Origin of the sequence: Azoarcus sp. L1K30, assembly GCF_018122735.1 — a bacterium.
Classification (GTDB): Bacteria; Pseudomonadota; Gammaproteobacteria; order Burkholderiales; family Rhodocyclaceae; genus Parazoarcus.
Map to the genome: position 1 here is coordinate 770,265 of NZ_JAGRRD010000001.1, position 17,658 is coordinate 787,922.

Sequence of the window (17,658 nt, forward strand, 5' to 3'; positions counted from 1 at the left end):
CGGGGGTCAGATCCGCGGGGCACCGGTCAGCGTGTGCAGACGCTCGACGGCGCTCGCATCGAGTTGCAGCAGTTGTGCCAGTTGGCGCAGGTAGTTCCGCTCGGCGTCGGTGTCCAGATTGATCGCCAGCAGTGACGCGGCGTACACCTGGGCGCCGACCAGCGGGTCGGGTACGTCGGCGGCGAGTGCAGGCAGATCGACCGGGGCGCGAAGCGCATCGGCAATGAAGCGCTTTTCATCCTCGCTGACGCCGTCGTCGTCGATCTTGTCCACGATACGTGAGATCTCTTCATCGTCGACTTCACCGTCCGCCTTTGCCGCGCTGATCATTGCCCTCAGCACGAGCGCCTCGTTACGGGCCGAGGTGAGTTCCGCAAACTGTTGCGGAGCGACCGCCGGCATCGGCGAGCTCGCGCCCGCAGCCTGAGATTGTTGCCAGTACTTGAACGCAGCGATGGCAAGGGTGCCGAGAATGGCCATGCCGCCATTACCCGCACCATTGCCCGCACTGTTGCCCGTGCGACTGCGGCTCGATCCGCCGCCGAGCAGCACGCCGGCCAGGTCTCCGAGACCACCGAGCCCACCGCCTTGGGCGCCGCGGCCGTTTGCACCGCCGAGCAGCACGCCGGCAAGGTCGGCCAGCCCGCCGCCCGATGACGCAGATCCACCACGTCCGCCGCCGAGCGCGCCTGTAGCCAGATCCAGCAGGTCGCCGAGACCGCCGGTATCCCCTCGCGCGGTGGACTGCCTGCCTCCCTGGCCACCTGCAAGACTGCCGAGCAATTCCCCCAGCCCGTCCATGCCGCCGAGGCCCCGGGCCCCGAGTGCATGGTCGAGCCGTTCACGACTGTTGGCAGCCATGCCTTGCTGAAGCAGTTGCCCGATGATGTTGCCGAAACTCATGTTATTGACTCCTCGTTGCGGGTGATGCCCCGCGCATGGACGCTGCCCGTGGGCGTGCGGCAGTGGCGGAAAAGGTTGGCATCGTCATGTCGATTGCAAGGATGCCCGAATATCGTTGCAGACTCAAAGTCTGCGGCAAACACTTGCCAGCCATGGCTGTTGCGGACGTGGCCGGCCCGGGGGCCGGTAATAGTGGTGAAGTACCCGGAAGCCTGCCGCCGATAGCAAGCTCGTCCACGTCTCCAGGCTGTAGTAGCAGCCGTAACGACTGCCGTCGAACCCCTCCTGATCGTTGCCATGCGGGTTCGAGCTAAATAGCACGCCGTCTGGCTTGAGGCTGCGGTGCAGGTGTGCCAGCACGGTCGGGAGCGCGCCACGGGGCACGTGAAATAGTGAAGCGTTGGCGAATATTCCGTCGAAATGCGCCGCGGGCAGGTCGAGCGCGGTGAAATCCTGATGCAGCACTTCGCAGCCCGTGTCGGTTCTCGCCATGTCGACGAAGGCGGCTGCGCCGTCGAGTCCGACCGCATGATGCCCGAGTGCGGCGAAATGGCGCAGGTCGCGCCCCGGTCCGCAACCGAAGTCGAGCAGGGTATAGGGCTGCGGCCCCACGATCGCGCCGAGCAGGGCCGCGTAGTTCTCGCTGACGTCGTGATCCCGGGTCGCGTCGCGGAAGGCAGCCGCCTGTTGATCGTAGTGCGAGAGGGTGGCGCGGGTAAGGTCGTTCATCGATCCTGTGCGGATGGGGGGAGAGAGTCTTTCCAGCGGCGGGCGGCCGCTGCGGCGGAGGTGCCCAGCCTATCATCGGGGCACCCGACTGTGCGCCTCTGATCGAAGGAAATACATGATACTGCACGTTTTCGGTGCAATGAGCGGGGCGCATGCACGTCCTTGATGCGTGTATCAGATGCTGGTGCCCCTGAATGGCGCGTGCTCGGGTGCGACCGGTTGGCAAGGTTTCTGCTTTGCGTCTACGACAAGGAGTCCAGCATGGCAGAAACCCGTTCCACCTGTTGTTATTGCGGCGTCGGTTGCGGCGTCATCATCGAGCACGAAGGCGGGCGCATCACCGGCGTCCGCGGAGACCCTGCGCATCCGGCCAATATGGGGCGCTTGTGCACCAAGGGGTCGACGCTTCACCTGTCGGCCGCGCCGGAAACGCTGGCGGTTCGCGCGCTTCATCCGGAAATGCGCGTTGCGCGCGGCGCATCGCGTGAACGGGTGAGCTGGGACGCGGCTCTGGACCATGTGGTCGAGCGCTTCGCCACCATTATTGGCGAACACGGTCCGGACGCGGTGGCCTTCTATGGTGCCGGGCAACTCTTGACGGAAGACTATTATGTCTTCAACAAGCTGGTGAAGGGTCTGATCGGTACCAACAACATCGACACCAACTCCCGTCTGTGCATGTCGAGCGCAGTCAGCGGCTACAAGATGACGCTCGGCGCCGATGCGCCCCCGGCGAGCTACGAGGACATTGCCCTCACCGATTGCCTGTTCATTTCCGGCAGCAATACCGCGTTTGCGCATCCGATCGTGTTTCGCCGCGTGGAGGACGCGCGCAAGGCCAATCCGGACATGAAACTGGTCGTCATCGATCCCCGCCGCACTGATACGGCCGAGGCAGCAGACGTGCATCTTGCACTGCTTCCCGGCACCGACATTGCGCTCTACAACAGCATGCTGCATGTGATGTTGTGGGAGGGTCTGGTCAACCGCGACTATATCGATGCGCATACGGAGGGCTTCGACGCGGTCAAGCGCACTGTGCGCGAATACACGCCGGCCATGGCCTCGGCGATCTGCGGATTGACAAAAAAGGACATCGAGTGCGCGGCGGAGTGGTTTGCGGGCAGTCCGGCCACGTTGTCCATGTATTGTCAGGGGCTCAACCAGTACGCTTTCGGCAGCCATAACAATGCGGCGCTCATCAACCTGCATCTGGCGACGGGGCAGATCGGCCGTCCCGGCGCGGGGCCGCTGTCACTGACCGGCCAGCCCAACGCGATGGGGGGGCGCGAAGTCGGCGGTCTGGCCAATCTGCTGTCGGCGCATCGTGATCTGGCGAATGCAGCGCACCGCGACGAGGTAGCGGCATTGTGGGGCGTCGACAGCGTGCCCGAAAAACCTGGCAAGAGCGCGGTGGAGCTGTTCCAGGCCTTGCGCTCGGGCGAGGTCAAGGCGGTCTGGATCGCATGCACCAATCCGGCGCAATCGATGCCGGACCAGACCCTGGTGCACGAGGCCCTGGCCAATGCCGAACTGGTGGTGGTGCAGGAGGCGTTCTCCCACACCGAGACCTGCCGCTATGCGGACGTGCTGCTGCCGGCCAGTACCTGGGGGGAGAAAGATGGCACGGTGACGAATTCCGAACGCCGCATCACGCGGGTGCGAGGCGCGGTGTCGGCACCGGGGGAGGCGCGCCACGACTGGCAGATCGGTGTCGATTTCGCCCACCGGCTCGGTACCCGGCTTGGCAAGGAAAAGCTTGCGGCTGCGATGTTCCCCTACGAGGCGCCGGAGCAGATCTGGAACGAGCACCGCGAGAGCACCCGCGGCCGCGATCTCGATATCACCGGCCTGTCCTACGCGCTGCTCGAGGATCGCGGACCGCAGCAATGGCCCTTCGCCGAAGGGGAGACGACGGGCAGGCAGCGGCTCTATGAAGACGGCGTCTTTCCCACGCCGTCGGGCAAGGCGCGCTTCGTCGTGACCGAACACGCGCTCACCGCAGAAACGCCGAGCGCCCGCTATCCGCTGCACATGATCACGGGGCGCCTGCGCGACCAGTGGCACGGCATGAGCCGCACCGGCCTGGTGGCCCGGCTCTACAACCACGAGCAGGAGCCGATGCTCCACCTGCATCCCGAGGATCTCGAGCGGCGCGGACTCAATGATGGCGACCTGGTCGCGGTGCGCGGACGCGGTGGGCAGATCGTGCTCAAGGCCATGGCGTCGGCGGCCATGCGACCGGGGCAGTGCTTCCTGCCGATGCACTGGGGCGGCAACGCGATGTCCGGGCTGGGGGCGAATACGCTGACGCCGGCAAAGTTCGACCCGTATTCGAAACAGCCCGAACTCAAGCATGCCGCGGTGCAGGTGGAGGCGTTCGTGGGCGGCAGCACGCTGGTGGCGATGCGCGCGATGAAGGACGACATGGCGGACAATCCGCATGCGCTGATGGAACGTCTGCGTCCGCTGCTGGCGAGTTTTCCGTATGCGAGTCTGACCCTGGCCGGGCGGGAAAATCCAGTCGTGGTGCTCAAGGCCAGAGCCGAGCGTATCGACCCCGTCGTGATCAAGCGACTGGACAGCGAACTCGGGCTCGATGATCCGCTCAAGACCCTGAGTTACAGCGACAGCCGACGCAATATTGCCAAGCAGGCGCGGGTGGATGGCGACCGCCTGACCGCCGTGCGACTGAGTGGCGAAGCGCTGGCGTCGGAATGGCTGACCGATCTGATGGTCAGGCGCGAGTCGGCGGCGCCGGTGCGGAACTGGCTGCTTGCGCCCGTGACCCAGCCACCTGCGGGCAAGGCCATGCGCGGCAAGGTCATCTGCAATTGCTACGACGTTTCCGAGGATGACATCCTGGCGGCGTTTCGTGGCGGCGAGTCGCTCGATGCGCTGCAGGCGCGCACCCGCTGCGGGACCAATTGCGGCTCCTGCGTGCCTGAACTCAAGCGGCTATCGCAGTCGGCTATGGTGCCGAGAGCTGCCGCCTAGCAAGCGTTGTCCGTGTCGTCGGGGCGGTATCAGCGCTTGCGCGCCGGTGCCGCCCCGTATTTCTTGAACACGGCACGGGCATCGAGTTCGGCCCGCTCCTGAGTACAGATCGACGGGTCGTCGTCGTGTCGGCTGAAGAAGTCGTCGGCTTGCGCGCGCATCACGATGGCCACCGCATCCTCCTCGCTCTGGTTGAAGCGCTCGTAGAGCAGGGTGCAGACTTCGTCGAGGTGCTCTTCGTAGGTCATGTTCGTGTCCGGATGTCTTGGGTGAGGATCTCAGCGTGTACGGCGGGCGGCGACGACGTGCTGATACAGTCCGCCGAACAGTGTCCGGTGAGACCAGTCGAAATCCGCCGATCGTGCCGACATCGACTCGATCGGGGTGTCCAGCAATGACTGGGCATAGGGTTCGAGGGTGCGGAACACGAGCGTCATGATCGGCCCGAGCGGATGCCAGCGTGCGCATCGATGATAGTCGACGAAGACCGCCTTGCCGCCGGGTTTCACTGCTGCCAGAAGGTTGTCGACGATCTGCCGGCGTTGGTGTTCGGGGACCTCGTGCAGCAGGAAGAAGCAGCACACGCCGTCGTGGTCCCGCCCCAGCGGCGTGCACAAGTCGGCGAGGCGTGCGGCCGCCTGCGTGTGGCCGGCGAGCTTGCGCCTGACATTGGCGATCTGGAGGGGGGCGACATCGACCACTTCGAGCTCACCGTGCGCGCCCACCCGCTCGGCCAGCATCATCGAAAAGCGGCCGTACACACAGGCCGCCTGCAGGACCTTCTGACCGGGTGCGAACTCGGCCACGGCGGCCCGCATCAGGCGGCCTGCGTTTCCCCACAGGATGGCCGACACCACCACACTTCTGTCCAGCCATGGCAGTGTGCGTTGGTTCAGGTAGGCCCAGGTGTAGGTGCGGCTCAGATAGTCCGGCAGAATTTCGGTGGCGGCGGCGGAATCGCGCTTGGGTGGGCTCATTGCGGCTCCATGTTGTCGGTCGGGGGCGATGACGCGGGTCCGGTCGAGAACCGCGACGGGGCGAGAGTACGGGTCGCCATGCTGCGAACCCCTGCGCGCATGCCGCAATGCACAATGGCGCCAGTATGCCCGCCGGACGGGCGTTGCGACAGATGTCGGTACGCGTCTTCGGTACCGGCCTGCCAAGGCCGGCATCGGCGCGACGAATGTGCGGCGCCCGGTTTCAGAAACTGACCTTGACCGCAGCGGCGGCTCGCAAGGCCTTCAAGCGCGCTTCGTCGATGCTGCGGTCGAGCGCGAGCGCAACCCCCATGCGGCGCTGACCTTTGACTTCGGGTTTGCCAAACAGGCGCAGTGCCGTATCCGGCTCGCTCAATGCGGCTGCCAGGTTGCCGAACACGGGGCGGGTCGAGTCGCCCTCGACCAGGATGACTGCTGATGCGGCCGGGCCGAGCTGGCGAATGGCCGGAATCGGCAGGCCGAGAATGGCGCGCGCGTGAAGGGCAAATTCGGACAGGTCCTGCGAGATGAGCGTCACCAGTCCGGTGTCGTGTGGGCGGGGGGATACCTCGCTGAACCAGACCTGGTCGCCCTTGATGAAGAGTTCGACGCCGAACAGGCCGCGGCCCCCGAGCGCCTCGGTGACGGCGAGGGCGATGCGCTCGGATGCAGCCAGTGCCTGCGGGCTCATCGCCTGCGGTTGCCAGGACTCCTGATAGTCGCCCTTTTCCTGGCGGTGCCCGACGGGCGCACAGAAGGTGGTGCCGCCTGCGTGGCGCACGGTGAGCAGCGTGATCTCGTAGTCGAAATCGATGAATCCCTCGACGATGACCCGTCCCTTGCCGGCACGACCGCCTTCCTGGGCGTAGTCCCACGCCTTGCGCACGTCGTCTTCGCCTCGAAGCAGACTTTGACCCTTGCCCGACGAGCTCATGATCGGCTTGACCACGCATGGAAAACCGAGCTGTTCGATCGCTGCGACGTATTCCTCGAAGCTGTCGGCGAAACGGTAGGGCGAGGTGGGTAAATCGAGTGTTTCTGCCGCGAGACGGCGGATGCCCTCGCGGTTCATCGTCAGTTGGGCTGCGCGCGCGGACGGAATAACGATGTAGCCTTCGGCCTCGAGCTCCACCAGTGTGGCGGTGGCAATAGCCTCGATCTCGGGCACGATGTAGTGCGGTTTTTCCTGTTCGATGATGGCGCGCAGGGCGGCCCCGTCGAGCATGCTGACGACGTGGCTGCGATGTGCAACCTGCATCGCCGGCGCGTTGGGATACCGATCGACCGCGATCACTTCGCAGCCGAAACGCTGCAGTTCGATGACGACTTCCTTGCCGAGTTCGCCTGAGCCGCACAGCAGCACGCGGGTGGCAGTGGGGGAGAGCGGAGTGCCGATACTGGGCATTGACGAGATCCCGTGAGCGGTTGAGAAATGCGCAGACCACCGGGTTGGCGGCGGTCTGCGAAGGCTGCAGCGAAGTCCGCTTAGCGTGAGATCGGCTTATAGCGGATGCGCTTGGGTTTGGCGCCTTCTTCACCCAGGCGTTTCTTCTTGTCCTCTTCGTACTCCTGGTAATTACCGGCGTAGAAGGTCCATTGCGAGTCGCCCTCGGCCGCCAGGATGTGGGTACAGATGCGGTCGAGGAACCAGCGATCGTGCGAGATGATCATCGCGCAGCCGGCAAATTCGAGCAGCGCATCTTCGAGCGCACGCAGGGTCTCGACGTCGAGGTCATTGGACGGTTCGTCGAGCAGCAGCACATTGCCGCCGGCAATCAGGGTCTTTGCCAGGTGCAGACGGCCACGTTCGCCGCCCGACAGGTTGCCGACGATCTTCTGCTGGTCGCCACCCTTGAAGTTGAAGCGGCCGATGTAGGCGCGGCTGGGCATCTCGAAGCGGCCGACGGTGAGGATGTCGGCGCCATCGGAGATGGCCTCGAACACGGTCTTGTCGTTGGCGAGGCCTTCGCGGGACTGGTCCACCGCCGCGATCTTGACCGTCGAGCCGATGACCACCTCGCCACTGTCCGGCTTGTCCTGGCCCTGGATCATCTTGAACAGCGTCGATTTACCGGCGCCGTTGGGGCCGATCACGCCGACGATGGCGCCGGGCGGAATGCTGAAGCTGACCTTGTCCATCAGCAGTTTGTCGCCGAAGGCCTTGGACACGTCGTGGAATTCGATGACCTTGTCGCCCAGGCGCTCGCCGGGCGGAATGAAGATCTCGTGGGTCTCGTTACGTTTCTGGTACTCGACCGTGGTCATTTCCTCGTAACGCGCCAGACGGGCCTTGGACTTGGCCTGGCGTGCCTTGGGGTTGGAGCGCGCCCATTCCAGCTCGGTCTTCATCGCCTTCTGATGCGCGGCTTCCTGCTTGCTCTCCTGGGCCAGACGCTCGCCCTTCTGTTCGAGCCAGGAGGAGTAGTTGCCCTTCCACGGGATACCGTGTCCGCGGTCGAGTTCGAGAATCCACTCCGCGGCATTGTCGAGGAAGTAGCGGTCGTGGGTGACGGCGACCACGGTGCCGGGGAAGCGGGTGAGAAACTGTTCGAGCCATTCCACCGATTCGGCGTCGAGGTGGTTGGTCGGTTCGTCGAGCAGCAGCATGTCGGGGCGCGACAGCAGCAGCTTGCACAGTGCCACGCGGCGCTTCTCACCGCCGGACAGGTTGCCGACGACGGCCTCCCAGGGCGGCAGGCGCAGCGCGTCGGCGGCGATTTCCATCTGCGTCTCGACGTCGGTACCCGCAGACGACAGGATGTTCTCGTACTTGGCCTGCTCTTCGGCGAGCTTGTCGAAGTCGGCATCGGGCTCGGCATAGGCCGCGTAGATCTCTTCGAGCTTCTGCCGCGCTTCGACGATTTCGCCAAGTCCGGATTCGACCTCTTCCTTCACCGTCTTGGCCGGATCGAGTTCGGGTTCCTGCGCGAGGTAGCCGATGCGCTGGCCGGCCAGATGCTGGACCTCGCCTTCGTATTCCTTGTCGACGCCCGCCATGATACGCAGCACCGTCGATTTGCCCGAGCCGTTGAGACCGAGCAGGCCGATCTTGGCGCCGGGGAAGAAGGAGAGGGAGATATCCTTGATGATCTGACGCTTGGGCGGAACGATCTTGCTCACGCGCAGCATCGACATTACGTATTGGGCCATGGATTTCCGGAAGGGATGGACACGAAACCTTGGAGTCTACCCCAGCTCGCGCCCGCCTCGCCATTCGCTGGTGCAGGGGCGGGTGGCCGGTGTGGCGTGCCATTCGCGGCAAGGCACTTGTCAGGGGCCGGGCCGATACAGTGGTCGGGTGTCGATGCGACGCTCGACTTCGTCGATCAGGTCACGGTAGGCGGGGCTGTCCATGGTGCCGAAGCGGCGACGAAACTCAGCCTCGGGGATGAATTCCGGCAAGCCGGACAAGGGCGGGAGGAGATCGGCGTCTGCCAGAGGCGCTGACAGCAGGCTGTCGATGCGCTGCGGATGGTCGGCAAGCAGCTTGCCGAAGCGTGTGCCGGCCCGGTCCGCCGCGAGGTCGGCGAAGGAGAATCCGCTGCTGCCACGGGCGTCATCGAGTTCCTTGTAGAGCCCGATGGCGTCTGCGACCGGTTCACCCGCCCAAGCCGACAATGCGGCGGACACGATGAAATGCTGGGCACTGTCCTCGCGTTGCTGGAGCGTGATGACACGGTAGGGCGGGCGGGGCCAGGCGGCCGCCTCGGGAATGGCCGTGGCGAGATTCCTGCCCGCAAGATAGCTGGCTAGCACCAGAAGCGCCGCTCGTCGTTGTTCGAGGGCGTCGTCGCCATCCGTCCTGAGCATGGGCTGCAGGATCTCGCCCAGTGCAAGTTCGCGGTCGCGTGCGCGAAAGCCGAGCAGGGCCGCGAGATTGCGTTGTGCCGCTTCCAGATGGGGGCGTCCTGCTTCCGGCAGGGCAAGGGTGCGAAAGCGCGACAGCAGCTCGGGTTGCCAGGTGTAGACGAGATCGAGGTGACGCCCGCGGGGGGCGATCACGACGCGGTCGATGGCACCCTGGACGAGCCGCCAATCCTGTTCATGGCCCCAGAGGCGTGCCGCAACGTCCAGTGCGGGCACGACCAGGTGCGGCGGAATCGTCAGCCTGCCGACGCGCAATGTGCTCAGTGCCATGCTGCCGTTGGCGGCGCTCAGCACTGCCTCCAGATTGACATGGCGCGACACGGCCGAAATCTTCAGCGGCAGGCTGACCCGCAGTGCGGCGGTCGTATCCGTGACGGTAAAACTTGCACGACCGTTGCCGAATCGCGTTGCGAGATGATTACTGCCGGTGTCGACGAGAGCGACCGGGATCGACACCTTGCGCGTCTGACCGCCTCGCAACTGCCGGGGATCGTTGAGCCGGAAGAGGCGCTTTGCGTCGGCGATGGCGGTGGGCGAGATGGTTTCCGGACGACGGACCAGGGCGTCTGCGTCGGTGGCGAGAAAGACGATCCCGGCAGCCGAAATCGCGACCACGGCAATCGCTACCGCAAGGTACAGCAAGAACCTTCGCATGGCCGTTATAGAAGGGTGTGCCGAGCGTCGGTGGCATGCAAGGCCAAGTACATCACGCATCGAGCAGGCGTTCGATATCCTGCGCCAGCGCCGCGGGCGAGGTCGTCGGGGCGTAACGTTGGACGACATTGCCGTCGCGATCGAGCAGGAACTTGGTGAAGTTCCATTTGATCGATTCGCTGCCCAGCACGCCGCGCGCATTCTCCTTCAGCCAGGTGAACAGCGGGTGGGCGTTCGCACCGTTGACGTCGATCCTGGCGAACATCGGAAAGCTCACGCCATAGTTCTTTTCGCAGAAGGCGGCAATTTCGGCGCTATCGCCCGGCTCCTGGGCGCCGAACTGATTGCACGGGAAGCCCAGTACCGCGAAGCCGCGCGCCGCGTAATCCTTGTACAGTTGTTCGAGTCCGGCGTACTGGGGGGTGAAGCCACATTGGCTGGCCGTGTTGACGACGAGCAATACCTTGCCCGCGTAGGTGCCGAAGGAGGTTGCCCTGCCGTCGAGGGTATGAAGGACAGTTTCGTGGATGGCAGTATTCACGGCCGCGCTCCTGCGACTTGGGATGCGCGGAGTGTGTCGTGAGCGCGTGCCGCGGTCAAATGCCGGAGAGCCTGCCCTTGAGGGGCACGACCGGTGCCGTCGGCAGGCCGGATCTGCGGGCGGCCAGTTTCAGCTCGAAATCGGCAGCGGTGATCGGGCGGCCGAAAAGGTAGCCCTGCAATTGATCGCAGCCGTGGGCATGCAGGAAGTCGCGCTGCGCGTCGGTCTCGACGCCTTCGGCGACCACCTTCATGCCCAGGCTGTGGGCCAGGGCGATGACGGCGGCGGCGATCTTGCCGTCGGCGTTTTCGCGGTGGATGTCGTTTACGAAGCTGCGGTCGATCTTCAGGATGTTCACGCTGAACTGCTTCAGGTAGGCGAGTGACGAATAGCCGGTGCCGAAATCGTCGATCGAGAGATCGATACCCATGCTGCGCAATGCACTCAACGTCTCGATAGTGCGGTCGACGTCGCGCATCAGCATGGTCTCGGTCAGTTCGAGTCCGAGCAGCCCCGCAGGCAGCTTGGCCTCGGCAAGGACATCCTCGACCAGGAACGCCAGTTGGCGGTTCATGAATTGCTGCGCCGACAGGTTCACCGCCACAGGTACCGGCATCAGACCGGCATCGCGCCAGGCCTTCAGTTGGCGGCAGGCTTCCCGCAGCACCCACTCGCCAATCGGTACGATCAGGCCCGATTCTTCGGCGACCGGCACGAAGCGCCCAGGGGCGATAAGCCCGAGCTCAGGGTGGCGCCAGCGCAGCAGGGCCTCGGCACCGACCAGATTTCCGGTTTCGGTGCACACCTTGGGTTGATAGTGCAGTTCAAGCTCGCCACGATCGAGGGCGCCGCGCAACTGATTTTCGAGCAGGAGGTCGCCGAGCGATGCCGAATTCATGTCAGCCGAATAGAACTGGAAGGCGTTGCGGCCTTCGGCCTTGGCGCGGTACATCGCCGCGTCAGCGTTGCGCAGCAGTTCAGCAGGGGTGCGCCCGTCGCCGTCGAAGATGGCGATGCCGACACTGGCCGTCACCCGGATCTCGTGCTCGCCCAGGAGGTAGGGACGGCTCACGCTCGCAAGCAGCTTGCGGGCGATGTTTGCTGCGTCGTGAGGGTGGGCGATCTCGGGTATGACGATGACGAACTCGTCGCTCCCCGGACGGGCGACGGTATCGCTTTCGCGCACTTGGGACTGACAGCGCAGGGCCACCTGTTGCAGCAATCCGTCGCCGAGGTCGTGCCCGAGCGAGTCGTTGATGGTCTTGAACCTGTCCAGATTAAGCAGCAGCACGGCGGTGTGGCTGTTCGAACGGCGCGCCTGCAGGATGGCCTGCTCGATGCGGTCCTGGAGCAGCGCTCGATTGGGCAGGTTGGTAAGCGTGTCGTGATGGGCGAGGTGATGGATGCGGGCCTCGGCCTTCTTGCGTTCAGTGATGTCGGAGAACAGTCCTATGAAATGGTTGGGCTTGCCGGCTTCGCCCTTGACCGCGGTGATCGACAGCCATTCGGGATAGATCTCGCCGGACTTGCGCCGATTCCAGATTTCGCCCTGCCATTGTCCGCGCCGATCCAGCGTGCGCCACATGTCGCGGTAGAAATTGTCCGCCTGGCGGCCCGATTTGAGCATGGCAGGCGAGTGGCCGAGCATTTCCGCGGCGGCGTAGCCTGTAATCTCGCTGAAAGCGGGGTTGGTCGCCTCGATCCTGCCCCGGCCATCGGTGATCAGCATGCCTTCGGAGGCGTTTGTAAACACCGTGGCGTAGAGCTTGAGGTCGCTTTGGGTACGATCCAGTGCGGCGATGCGCTCCTCGAGCTGACGGTTCGCCAGCGCCAGGTCACTCGAGGTGCGCGCGAGCCGCATCATGGCCAGTGCGAGATAGCCCGCCAGCACCAGTGCCAGCACATAGAGGCTGAGCCGATAGTCGTGTGCCTTGCGCGAGGCGCGCTGGTAGCCTTCGGCGTAGGTGCCTGCAAGCTCCTCGCTGAGTCTTGCGGTCGGCATCGCGAGCGTCTCCCGCGTGACCGTATCGATGATGCGTTTGCGCTCGAGGACCACTCTGCCGTGCATGAGCACGTTGCGGAAGCGTTCGCGGTAGCTGCCCTGTATGCTCGCCAACTGGCGTTCAAGCTCGACTAGCTTCTGCTCGAGCCGGTTTCCAAACGCGTCATCCGTGGCATGGGCATGCGTCATCACGCCGCGCACGAAGATGCCGATCGGACGCGTCAGCGCAATGGGCGCGTTGGGGTCGTCCACCAGGCGGTCGGTGGCCAGTGGAAGGTAGGCGAGCGAGTTTCGCAGCACGGAATGTTCGCGCTTGAACAGGTCAATCTGTTGAGCTTTGTTGTGCAGCACGGACTGATATTCGGCAACCTTCTCCAGTACGAGCCGCCTGTCGTTGGGAGCGAGAAAATCCGGCGCCTGGGCGAGTTCGGAGATGTCCTGCTGCAGGGCATTGACCGCTGCAACGATGGTGTCGAAGTCGGTTTGCAGTCCGACGCGGTTGGCCAGTACGGCAGCGTTCAGCTCGGCGTCGGCCTGGCGCAGCAGCCTGATTTCACGACCGTAATGTTCGTGCGCCTGGGCAGAGACGGCATCCGCGTTCAGAAACAGCCAGCTCAACAGGCTGACGGCGATGGCAATGGCAGACAGCGTCCATCGGAGTCCGCCGCGCGAGAAACCGATCATGCCCAGCCGCGGACGGGCGGCAGGTCGCGTCACTTGAGCGGCTCCCCGCGATACTCACCCGTCAGGGTGGAGAGAAACGCCACGAGCAGGCGCTTGTCTTCCGCCGATAATTCACGCCCGAGCTGATAGCGGGCCATGATCTCGACCGCTTCATCGAGTTGAGTCACGCTTCCATCGTGAAAGTACGGCGCGGTCAGGGCAACATTGCGCAGGCTTGGCACCTTGAACACATGGCGGTCTTCCATTCGTCCGGTGACGTTGAAACGTCCAAGATCGCTTGGTGTGCTCGTTCCCCGGCTGGCGAAATAGTCGCCCATCACGCCAAATCGTTGAAACAGGTTGCCGCCGATGTTGGCGCCCTGATGGCAGCTTGCACAGCCGAGATTCTTGAACCGGTTGTAGCCCTCGATCTGCTCGGGATTGAGGGCGCCAGCTTCGCCGCGAAGGTACCTGTCGAAAGGCGCGTTCGGGGTCAGCAGCGTTTCCTCGAAACGGGCGATGGCGTCCGCGATGGTTTCGCCGCTGATACCTTGAGGGTAGGCACGCGCGAAACGCGCGCGATAGTCTTCCCGGCGCTGCAAGCGCGCGACGATTTCATCCCAGTTCGAATTCATTTCCACCGGATTGTGCACAGGGCCACGAACCTGCTCCTTGAGCGTCGTGGCGCGGCCGTCCCAGAACTGCACGAAATTGAGGCTGGCATTGAATACGGTGGGCGCGTTGATCGTTCCGGTCGCTCCGCCTACCCCTTTCGAGCGAGGCAGATTGTCGGCCCCTGCACGATCCAGGGGGTGACAGCTTGCGCACGAAATCGAGTAATCGCTCGATAGCAGTGGGTCGCGAAAGAGCTGCTCGCCCAATGCGACGCGATCCGGGTCGGACTCACGCTGGTGGGTCGGCAGCGGCGCCAGAGGCTCTTCTCGCCGGATGGCATCGGCCATGACCAGCTGTGCAAGGCTGTGGGGGGCCTGTGGCGGTTCACGCCAGCTCAAGACGACCAGAACCGCTGCGAAGGCAGTCAAGAGTGCAGCTAGTACGAAATTAGGCGTATTCCCGTTCACGCCGGCATTCTAGTGACACTTAATCGACGACGCTTGATTTGGGTCAAAGAAGTTTGGATCTGGTCGGCGTAGGGAAATGATGATTGACTAGAATGAGTCGTCCCGGTGCGGCCTCGCATTCACCGGGACGGATTTGATCGACGGTTCGATCCTGATCAGCGTTCCACGAAGGCGCGCTCGATCACGTAATCACCAGGCTCGCCGATCCGTTTCGAGATCTGGAATCCCGCTTCGTCCAGCAGTGTGCAGCAGTCCTTGAGCATCGACGGACTGCCGCAGATCATCGCGCGATCGAGTGCTGGATCCAGCGCCGGAAGGTCGCAGTCGGCGAGCAGCTTTCCAGAGCGGATCAGATCCGTCAGGCGGCCATTGTTTCGGAAAGGCTCGCGGGTCACGGTCGGGTAATAGACCAGCTTCTCACGCACGGCGTCCCCAAACCACGGATTTTGCGGCAAGGTCTGCTCGATGAAGTCCGCGTAGGCCAGCTCGGAGATATGGCGCACACCGTGGATCAGCACGATGCGTTCGAAACGTTCGTAGGTCTCAGGATCCTGGATGACGCTGATGAAGGGCGCCAGCCCGGTGCCCGTCGACATCAGGTACAGGTTGCGGCCGGGTCGCAGGTCGTGCAGTACGAGCGTACCGGTGGGCTTCTTGCTCACCACGATCGGGTCGCCTTCGCGCAGATGCTGCAGGCGTGACGTCAGCGGCCCGTTCGGAACCTTGATGCTGAAGAACTCGAGGTGCTCCTCGTAGTTGGGGCTGGCGATGCTGTAGGCGCGCGTCAAGGGACGGCCATCGAGTTCGAGTCCGATCAGTACGAACTGACCGTTTTCGAAACGCAGTCCGGGGTTACGGGTCGTGCGAAAACTGAACAGGGAGTCGTTCCAGTGATGGACGCTGAGGACACGCTCTTCATTCAGGTTGCTCATGTTGCGCTCGCTATGTGCAGGTTGATGGGCAAAGTTTATCGAGCTTGCCTAACCTGATTGGTGGATAATTCAGCTAAGACTTACCTGTTTTGTAAATATGAAGTACACCTTGCGACAGATCGAGGCATTCGTGGCCATCGCCCGCAGCGACAACGTGTCGCGTGCGGCGGAGGCGCTCAATCTGTCGCAATCGGCGACCAGTGCGGCACTTGCGGAGCTCGAGGGCCAGTTTGGACAGCAGCTCTTCGATCGCCATGGTCGGCGTCTGCACCTGAACGAGCAGGGGCGATTGCTGCTGCCACGGGCAGTCGAACTGCTCGATCGTGCCGAGGAAGTCGAGGCTTTGCTGCGCGGAGAGCGCGGCCTCGGAAGCCTGCGTGTCGGCGCGACACTCACCATCGGCAACTATCTGCTGCCACTGATCGTGGCGGGGTTTCTGCAGCGCCACCCGGAAAGTCATGTGCAGCTGCAGGTGCACAACACGGCCAATGTGGTGGACCAGCTGGTTCATCACGAAATCGATCTGGGTCTGGTCGAAGGCAAGGTGCTGGATCGCGAGATCGAAGTTGAACCTTGGGTGGATGACGAACTGGTGGTGTTCTGTGCGCCGTCGCATCCACTGGCCCGACGGACGGTGGCGAGCGTGGCCGAGATCGCCGCCGAGCCGATGATCCTGCGCGAGCGTGGTTCCGGCACCCGCGAAACCCTCGAGCAGGCATTGCGGCACTGGACCGGGGGCCTTCGCGTGCAGCTCGAACTCGAACACACGGAAGCGATCAAGCGCGCCGTCGAGAGCGGTCTGGGCATCGGCTGCATCTCACGCCTCGCACTGCGCGATGCGTTCCGGCGTGGAAGTCTGGTGGCGGTCGAGACCCCCGAGCTGGATCTGCGCCGGCGTTTTCAGTTCATCTGGCGCCGGGGCAAGTACCATACTGCAGCCATTCGCACCTTTCTCGACGATTGTCGTGCGCTGACCGCCGGGGTACGGCAGAGTCACGAGATTCCGCTGCCGGCGGTGCCCTGAGTTTTTTTGCCCTGCTGAAGTAAGACGGACGCAGGATTACATTTTTGACGGAGTGTCCGAGCATGAGCGATCAGCAGTTGAGCTGGGTCGAACAAGGTGAAACGCAGTGCCTGCGCTGGCAGTCGGAGAGCGGCATGCCTCCGCCACGGCGCGTGCAGATGGCCGATGACACGATGAACGCGGATACCGCCTATCGTCTCGCCTGCGAGGGCACGGCACTGTTGTGGCGCGGCGACTTCCAGAATGCGCGCCTGTTGTTGCAGGCGGTGGCGCGACGCACCGAACCCGATCCGAAGAAGGCTGCGCGCAAGAAGGCGAGGGCGACGGAGGTGACGCCTGCACATGCTTTTCATCTCTACCGCCAGTCGCAGGCGCAGCGCGCACGCATTCTCGGCATGCTGCTGATTCCGGTGGGAGAGGACTACACCATCCCACTGCGGCGAGCCCCGGATATCAGCGCGGCCTGCGTAGAGGCCCATGGCGAAAGTGCGGGGCCGTTCGTGATGTCGCTGCGCGAGTTGCTCGGGCTCGTGAGTGCGCACGAATGGCGCAAGAAGGGGGTGGAGATTCCGGCGCTCGGTGGGCGAATCCATGCCCACTACGGGGTGTATTCCCCTGTGCGCGGCGAGTATGTCGATCTGGTGGCAAAGGCGCCGCTGCCCGGAAAGAAGCTCGCATTCGATATCGGCACTGGTACCGGCGTGCTGGCGGCACTGTTGGCTCGACGCGGGGTGGAGCGTGTGATCGCGACTGACCAGTCGGCGCGGGCCATCGCCTGCGCACGGGACAACATCGAACGGTTGGGTCTGGCGGCGCGGATAGAACTCGAGGCAACCGATCTGTTTCCGGAAGGGCGGGCTTCGCTGGTGGTGTGCAATCCGCCGTGGCTGCCGGCTGCGGCCACCTCGTCGTTGGAGCAGGCGGTGTACGACCCCGATAGCCGCATGCTGAAGGGCTTCCTGCGGGGGCTGACGGCGCACCTGGCGCCGGGCGGAGAAGGCTGGTTGATCCTGTCCGACCTGGCCGAGCACCTTGGCCTGCGCAGCCGAGAATTCCTGCTGCAGGAAATCGCCGGGAATGGTTTGAAGGTACTGGCCCGTACGGAGGTCCGTCCGCAGCATCCTCGTGCTACGGATGCATCGGACCCGCTACACCATGCCCGCGCGGCCGAGATGACGTCGCTGTGGCGTCTCGTGGCAGCGTGACCCGCACCTGAGCGTCAGCCCGGGCCAAACGCCGTCGGCCCAGGATCGCCGCCGGCCTCAGCCCGGAAGGTCGCTGCAGGCC

General features: G+C 64.1%; 14 protein-coding genes. 3 read left to right on the forward strand and 11 right to left on the reverse strand.

Annotated features, from left to right (window positions below):
* Positions 1-6: 6 nt before the first annotated feature.
* Together J5J83_RS03435 and J5J83_RS03440 are read right to left on the reverse strand one after the other, a co-directional pair.
* The gene (locus J5J83_RS03435) at positions 7-903 is read right to left on the reverse strand and encodes a tellurite resistance TerB family protein (RefSeq protein WP_212345464.1); all 897 of its coding nucleotides are present in this window, start codon (positions 901-903) and stop codon (positions 7-9) included.
* Positions 904-1,026: 123 nt separating this feature from the next.
* Positions 1,027-1,632, reverse strand: coding sequence for a class I SAM-dependent methyltransferase (locus J5J83_RS03440; protein ID WP_212345466.1), 606 nt, complete (start codon positions 1,630-1,632; stop codon positions 1,027-1,029).
* Between the two features lie 261 nt (positions 1,633-1,893).
* Between J5J83_RS03440 and J5J83_RS03445 the strand changes: the two genes are divergently transcribed.
* A complete protein-coding gene (locus J5J83_RS03445; protein ID WP_212345468.1) occupies positions 1,894-4,629 on the forward strand; it encodes a nitrate reductase in 2,736 nt (911 codons plus the stop codon).
* A 29-nt stretch (positions 4,630-4,658) separates the two neighbouring features.
* On the opposite strand, the gene J5J83_RS03450 is transcribed toward J5J83_RS03445, so the two are convergent.
* The 9 genes from J5J83_RS03450 to J5J83_RS03490 form a co-directional block, all read right to left on the reverse strand.
* The gene (locus J5J83_RS03450) at positions 4,659-4,877 is read right to left on the reverse strand and encodes a hypothetical protein (RefSeq protein WP_212345470.1); all 219 of its coding nucleotides are present in this window, start codon (positions 4,875-4,877) and stop codon (positions 4,659-4,661) included.
* A gap of 30 nt (positions 4,878-4,907) precedes the next feature.
* Positions 4,908-5,606 carry a rhodoquinone biosynthesis methyltransferase RquA gene (gene rquA / locus J5J83_RS03455; RefSeq protein ID WP_212345472.1) on the reverse strand — a complete coding sequence of 233 codons (699 nt, stop codon included), beginning with the start codon at positions 5,604-5,606 and terminating at the stop codon, positions 4,908-4,910.
* Between the two features lie 223 nt (positions 5,607-5,829).
* The gene (gene purT, locus J5J83_RS03460) at positions 5,830-7,011 is read right to left on the reverse strand and encodes a formate-dependent phosphoribosylglycinamide formyltransferase (RefSeq protein ID WP_212345474.1); all 1,182 of its coding nucleotides are present in this window, start codon (positions 7,009-7,011) and stop codon (positions 5,830-5,832) included.
* 80 nt (positions 7,012-7,091) lie between these two features.
* Positions 7,092-8,756, reverse strand: coding sequence for an energy-dependent translational throttle protein EttA (ettA, locus tag J5J83_RS03465; protein WP_212345476.1), 1,665 nt, complete (start codon positions 8,754-8,756; stop codon positions 7,092-7,094).
* Positions 8,757-8,876: 120 nt separating this feature from the next.
* Positions 8,877-10,115, reverse strand: a complete 1,239-nt coding sequence (locus tag J5J83_RS03470) for a hypothetical protein (RefSeq protein WP_212345478.1) — start codon at positions 10,113-10,115, stop codon at positions 8,877-8,879.
* Between the two features lie 64 nt (positions 10,116-10,179).
* Entirely contained in the window at positions 10,180-10,668 is a 489-nt protein-coding gene (locus J5J83_RS03475) for a glutathione peroxidase (RefSeq protein ID WP_212345481.1), read from the reverse strand.
* 55 nt (positions 10,669-10,723) lie between these two features.
* On the reverse strand, positions 10,724-13,387 hold the full coding sequence (locus J5J83_RS03480) for an EAL domain-containing protein (RefSeq protein WP_349251858.1): 2,664 nt from the start codon (positions 13,385-13,387) through the stop codon (positions 10,724-10,726).
* On the reverse strand, positions 13,384-14,295 hold the full coding sequence (locus J5J83_RS03485) for a cytochrome-c peroxidase (protein ID WP_212345484.1): 912 nt from the start codon (positions 14,293-14,295) through the stop codon (positions 13,384-13,386). Before J5J83_RS03485 ends, J5J83_RS03480 begins: the two co-directional genes overlap by 4 nt.
* Positions 14,296-14,570: 275 nt before the next feature.
* The gene (locus J5J83_RS03490; RefSeq protein ID WP_212345487.1) at positions 14,571-15,347 is read right to left on the reverse strand and encodes a ferredoxin--NADP reductase; all 777 of its coding nucleotides are present in this window, start codon (positions 15,345-15,347) and stop codon (positions 14,571-14,573) included.
* A gap of 97 nt (positions 15,348-15,444) precedes the next feature.
* Between J5J83_RS03490 and J5J83_RS03495 the strand changes: the two genes are divergently transcribed.
* Both J5J83_RS03495 and J5J83_RS03500 read left to right on the forward strand, forming a co-directional pair.
* Positions 15,445-16,371 carry a LysR family transcriptional regulator gene (locus J5J83_RS03495; RefSeq protein WP_212345489.1) on the forward strand — a complete coding sequence of 309 codons (927 nt, stop codon included), beginning with the start codon at positions 15,445-15,447 and terminating at the stop codon, positions 16,369-16,371.
* 62 nt (positions 16,372-16,433) lie between these two features.
* Positions 16,434-17,576 (forward strand): class I SAM-dependent methyltransferase, encoded by a 1,143-nt coding sequence (locus tag J5J83_RS03500; protein WP_212345492.1) that lies wholly within the window; start codon positions 16,434-16,436, stop codon positions 17,574-17,576.
* Positions 17,577-17,658: the final 82 nt, after the last annotated feature.

Bases quoted from the DNA above. Each gene is read 5' to 3' on its own strand.
- J5J83_RS03435 (WP_212345464.1), bottom strand. From the start codon at position 903: ATGAGTTTCGGCAACATCATCGGGCAACTGCTTCAGCAAGGCATGGCT.
- J5J83_RS03440 (WP_212345466.1), bottom strand. From the start codon at position 1,632: ATGAACGACCTTACCCGCGCCACCCTCTCGCACTACGATCAACAGGCG.
- J5J83_RS03445 (WP_212345468.1), top strand. From the start codon at position 1,894: ATGGCAGAAACCCGTTCCACCTGTTGTTATTGCGGCGTCGGTTGCGGC.
- J5J83_RS03450 (WP_212345470.1), bottom strand. From the start codon at position 4,877: ATGACCTACGAAGAGCACCTCGACGAAGTCTGCACCCTGCTCTACGAG.
- rquA (WP_212345472.1), bottom strand. From the start codon at position 5,606: ATGAGCCCACCCAAGCGCGATTCCGCCGCCGCCACCGAAATTCTGCCG.
- purT (WP_212345474.1), bottom strand. From the start codon at position 7,011: ATGCCCAGTATCGGCACTCCGCTCTCCCCCACTGCCACCCGCGTGCTG.
- ettA (WP_212345476.1), bottom strand. From the start codon at position 8,756: ATGGCCCAATACGTAATGTCGATGCTGCGCGTGAGCAAGATCGTTCCG.
- J5J83_RS03485 (WP_212345484.1), bottom strand. From the start codon at position 14,295: ATGGCCGATGCCATCCGGCGAGAAGAGCCTCTGGCGCCGCTGCCGACC.
- J5J83_RS03490 (WP_212345487.1), bottom strand. From the start codon at position 15,347: ATGAGCAACCTGAATGAAGAGCGTGTCCTCAGCGTCCATCACTGGAAC.
- J5J83_RS03495 (WP_212345489.1), top strand. From the start codon at position 15,445: ATGAAGTACACCTTGCGACAGATCGAGGCATTCGTGGCCATCGCCCGC.
- J5J83_RS03500 (WP_212345492.1), top strand. From the start codon at position 16,434: ATGAGCGATCAGCAGTTGAGCTGGGTCGAACAAGGTGAAACGCAGTGC.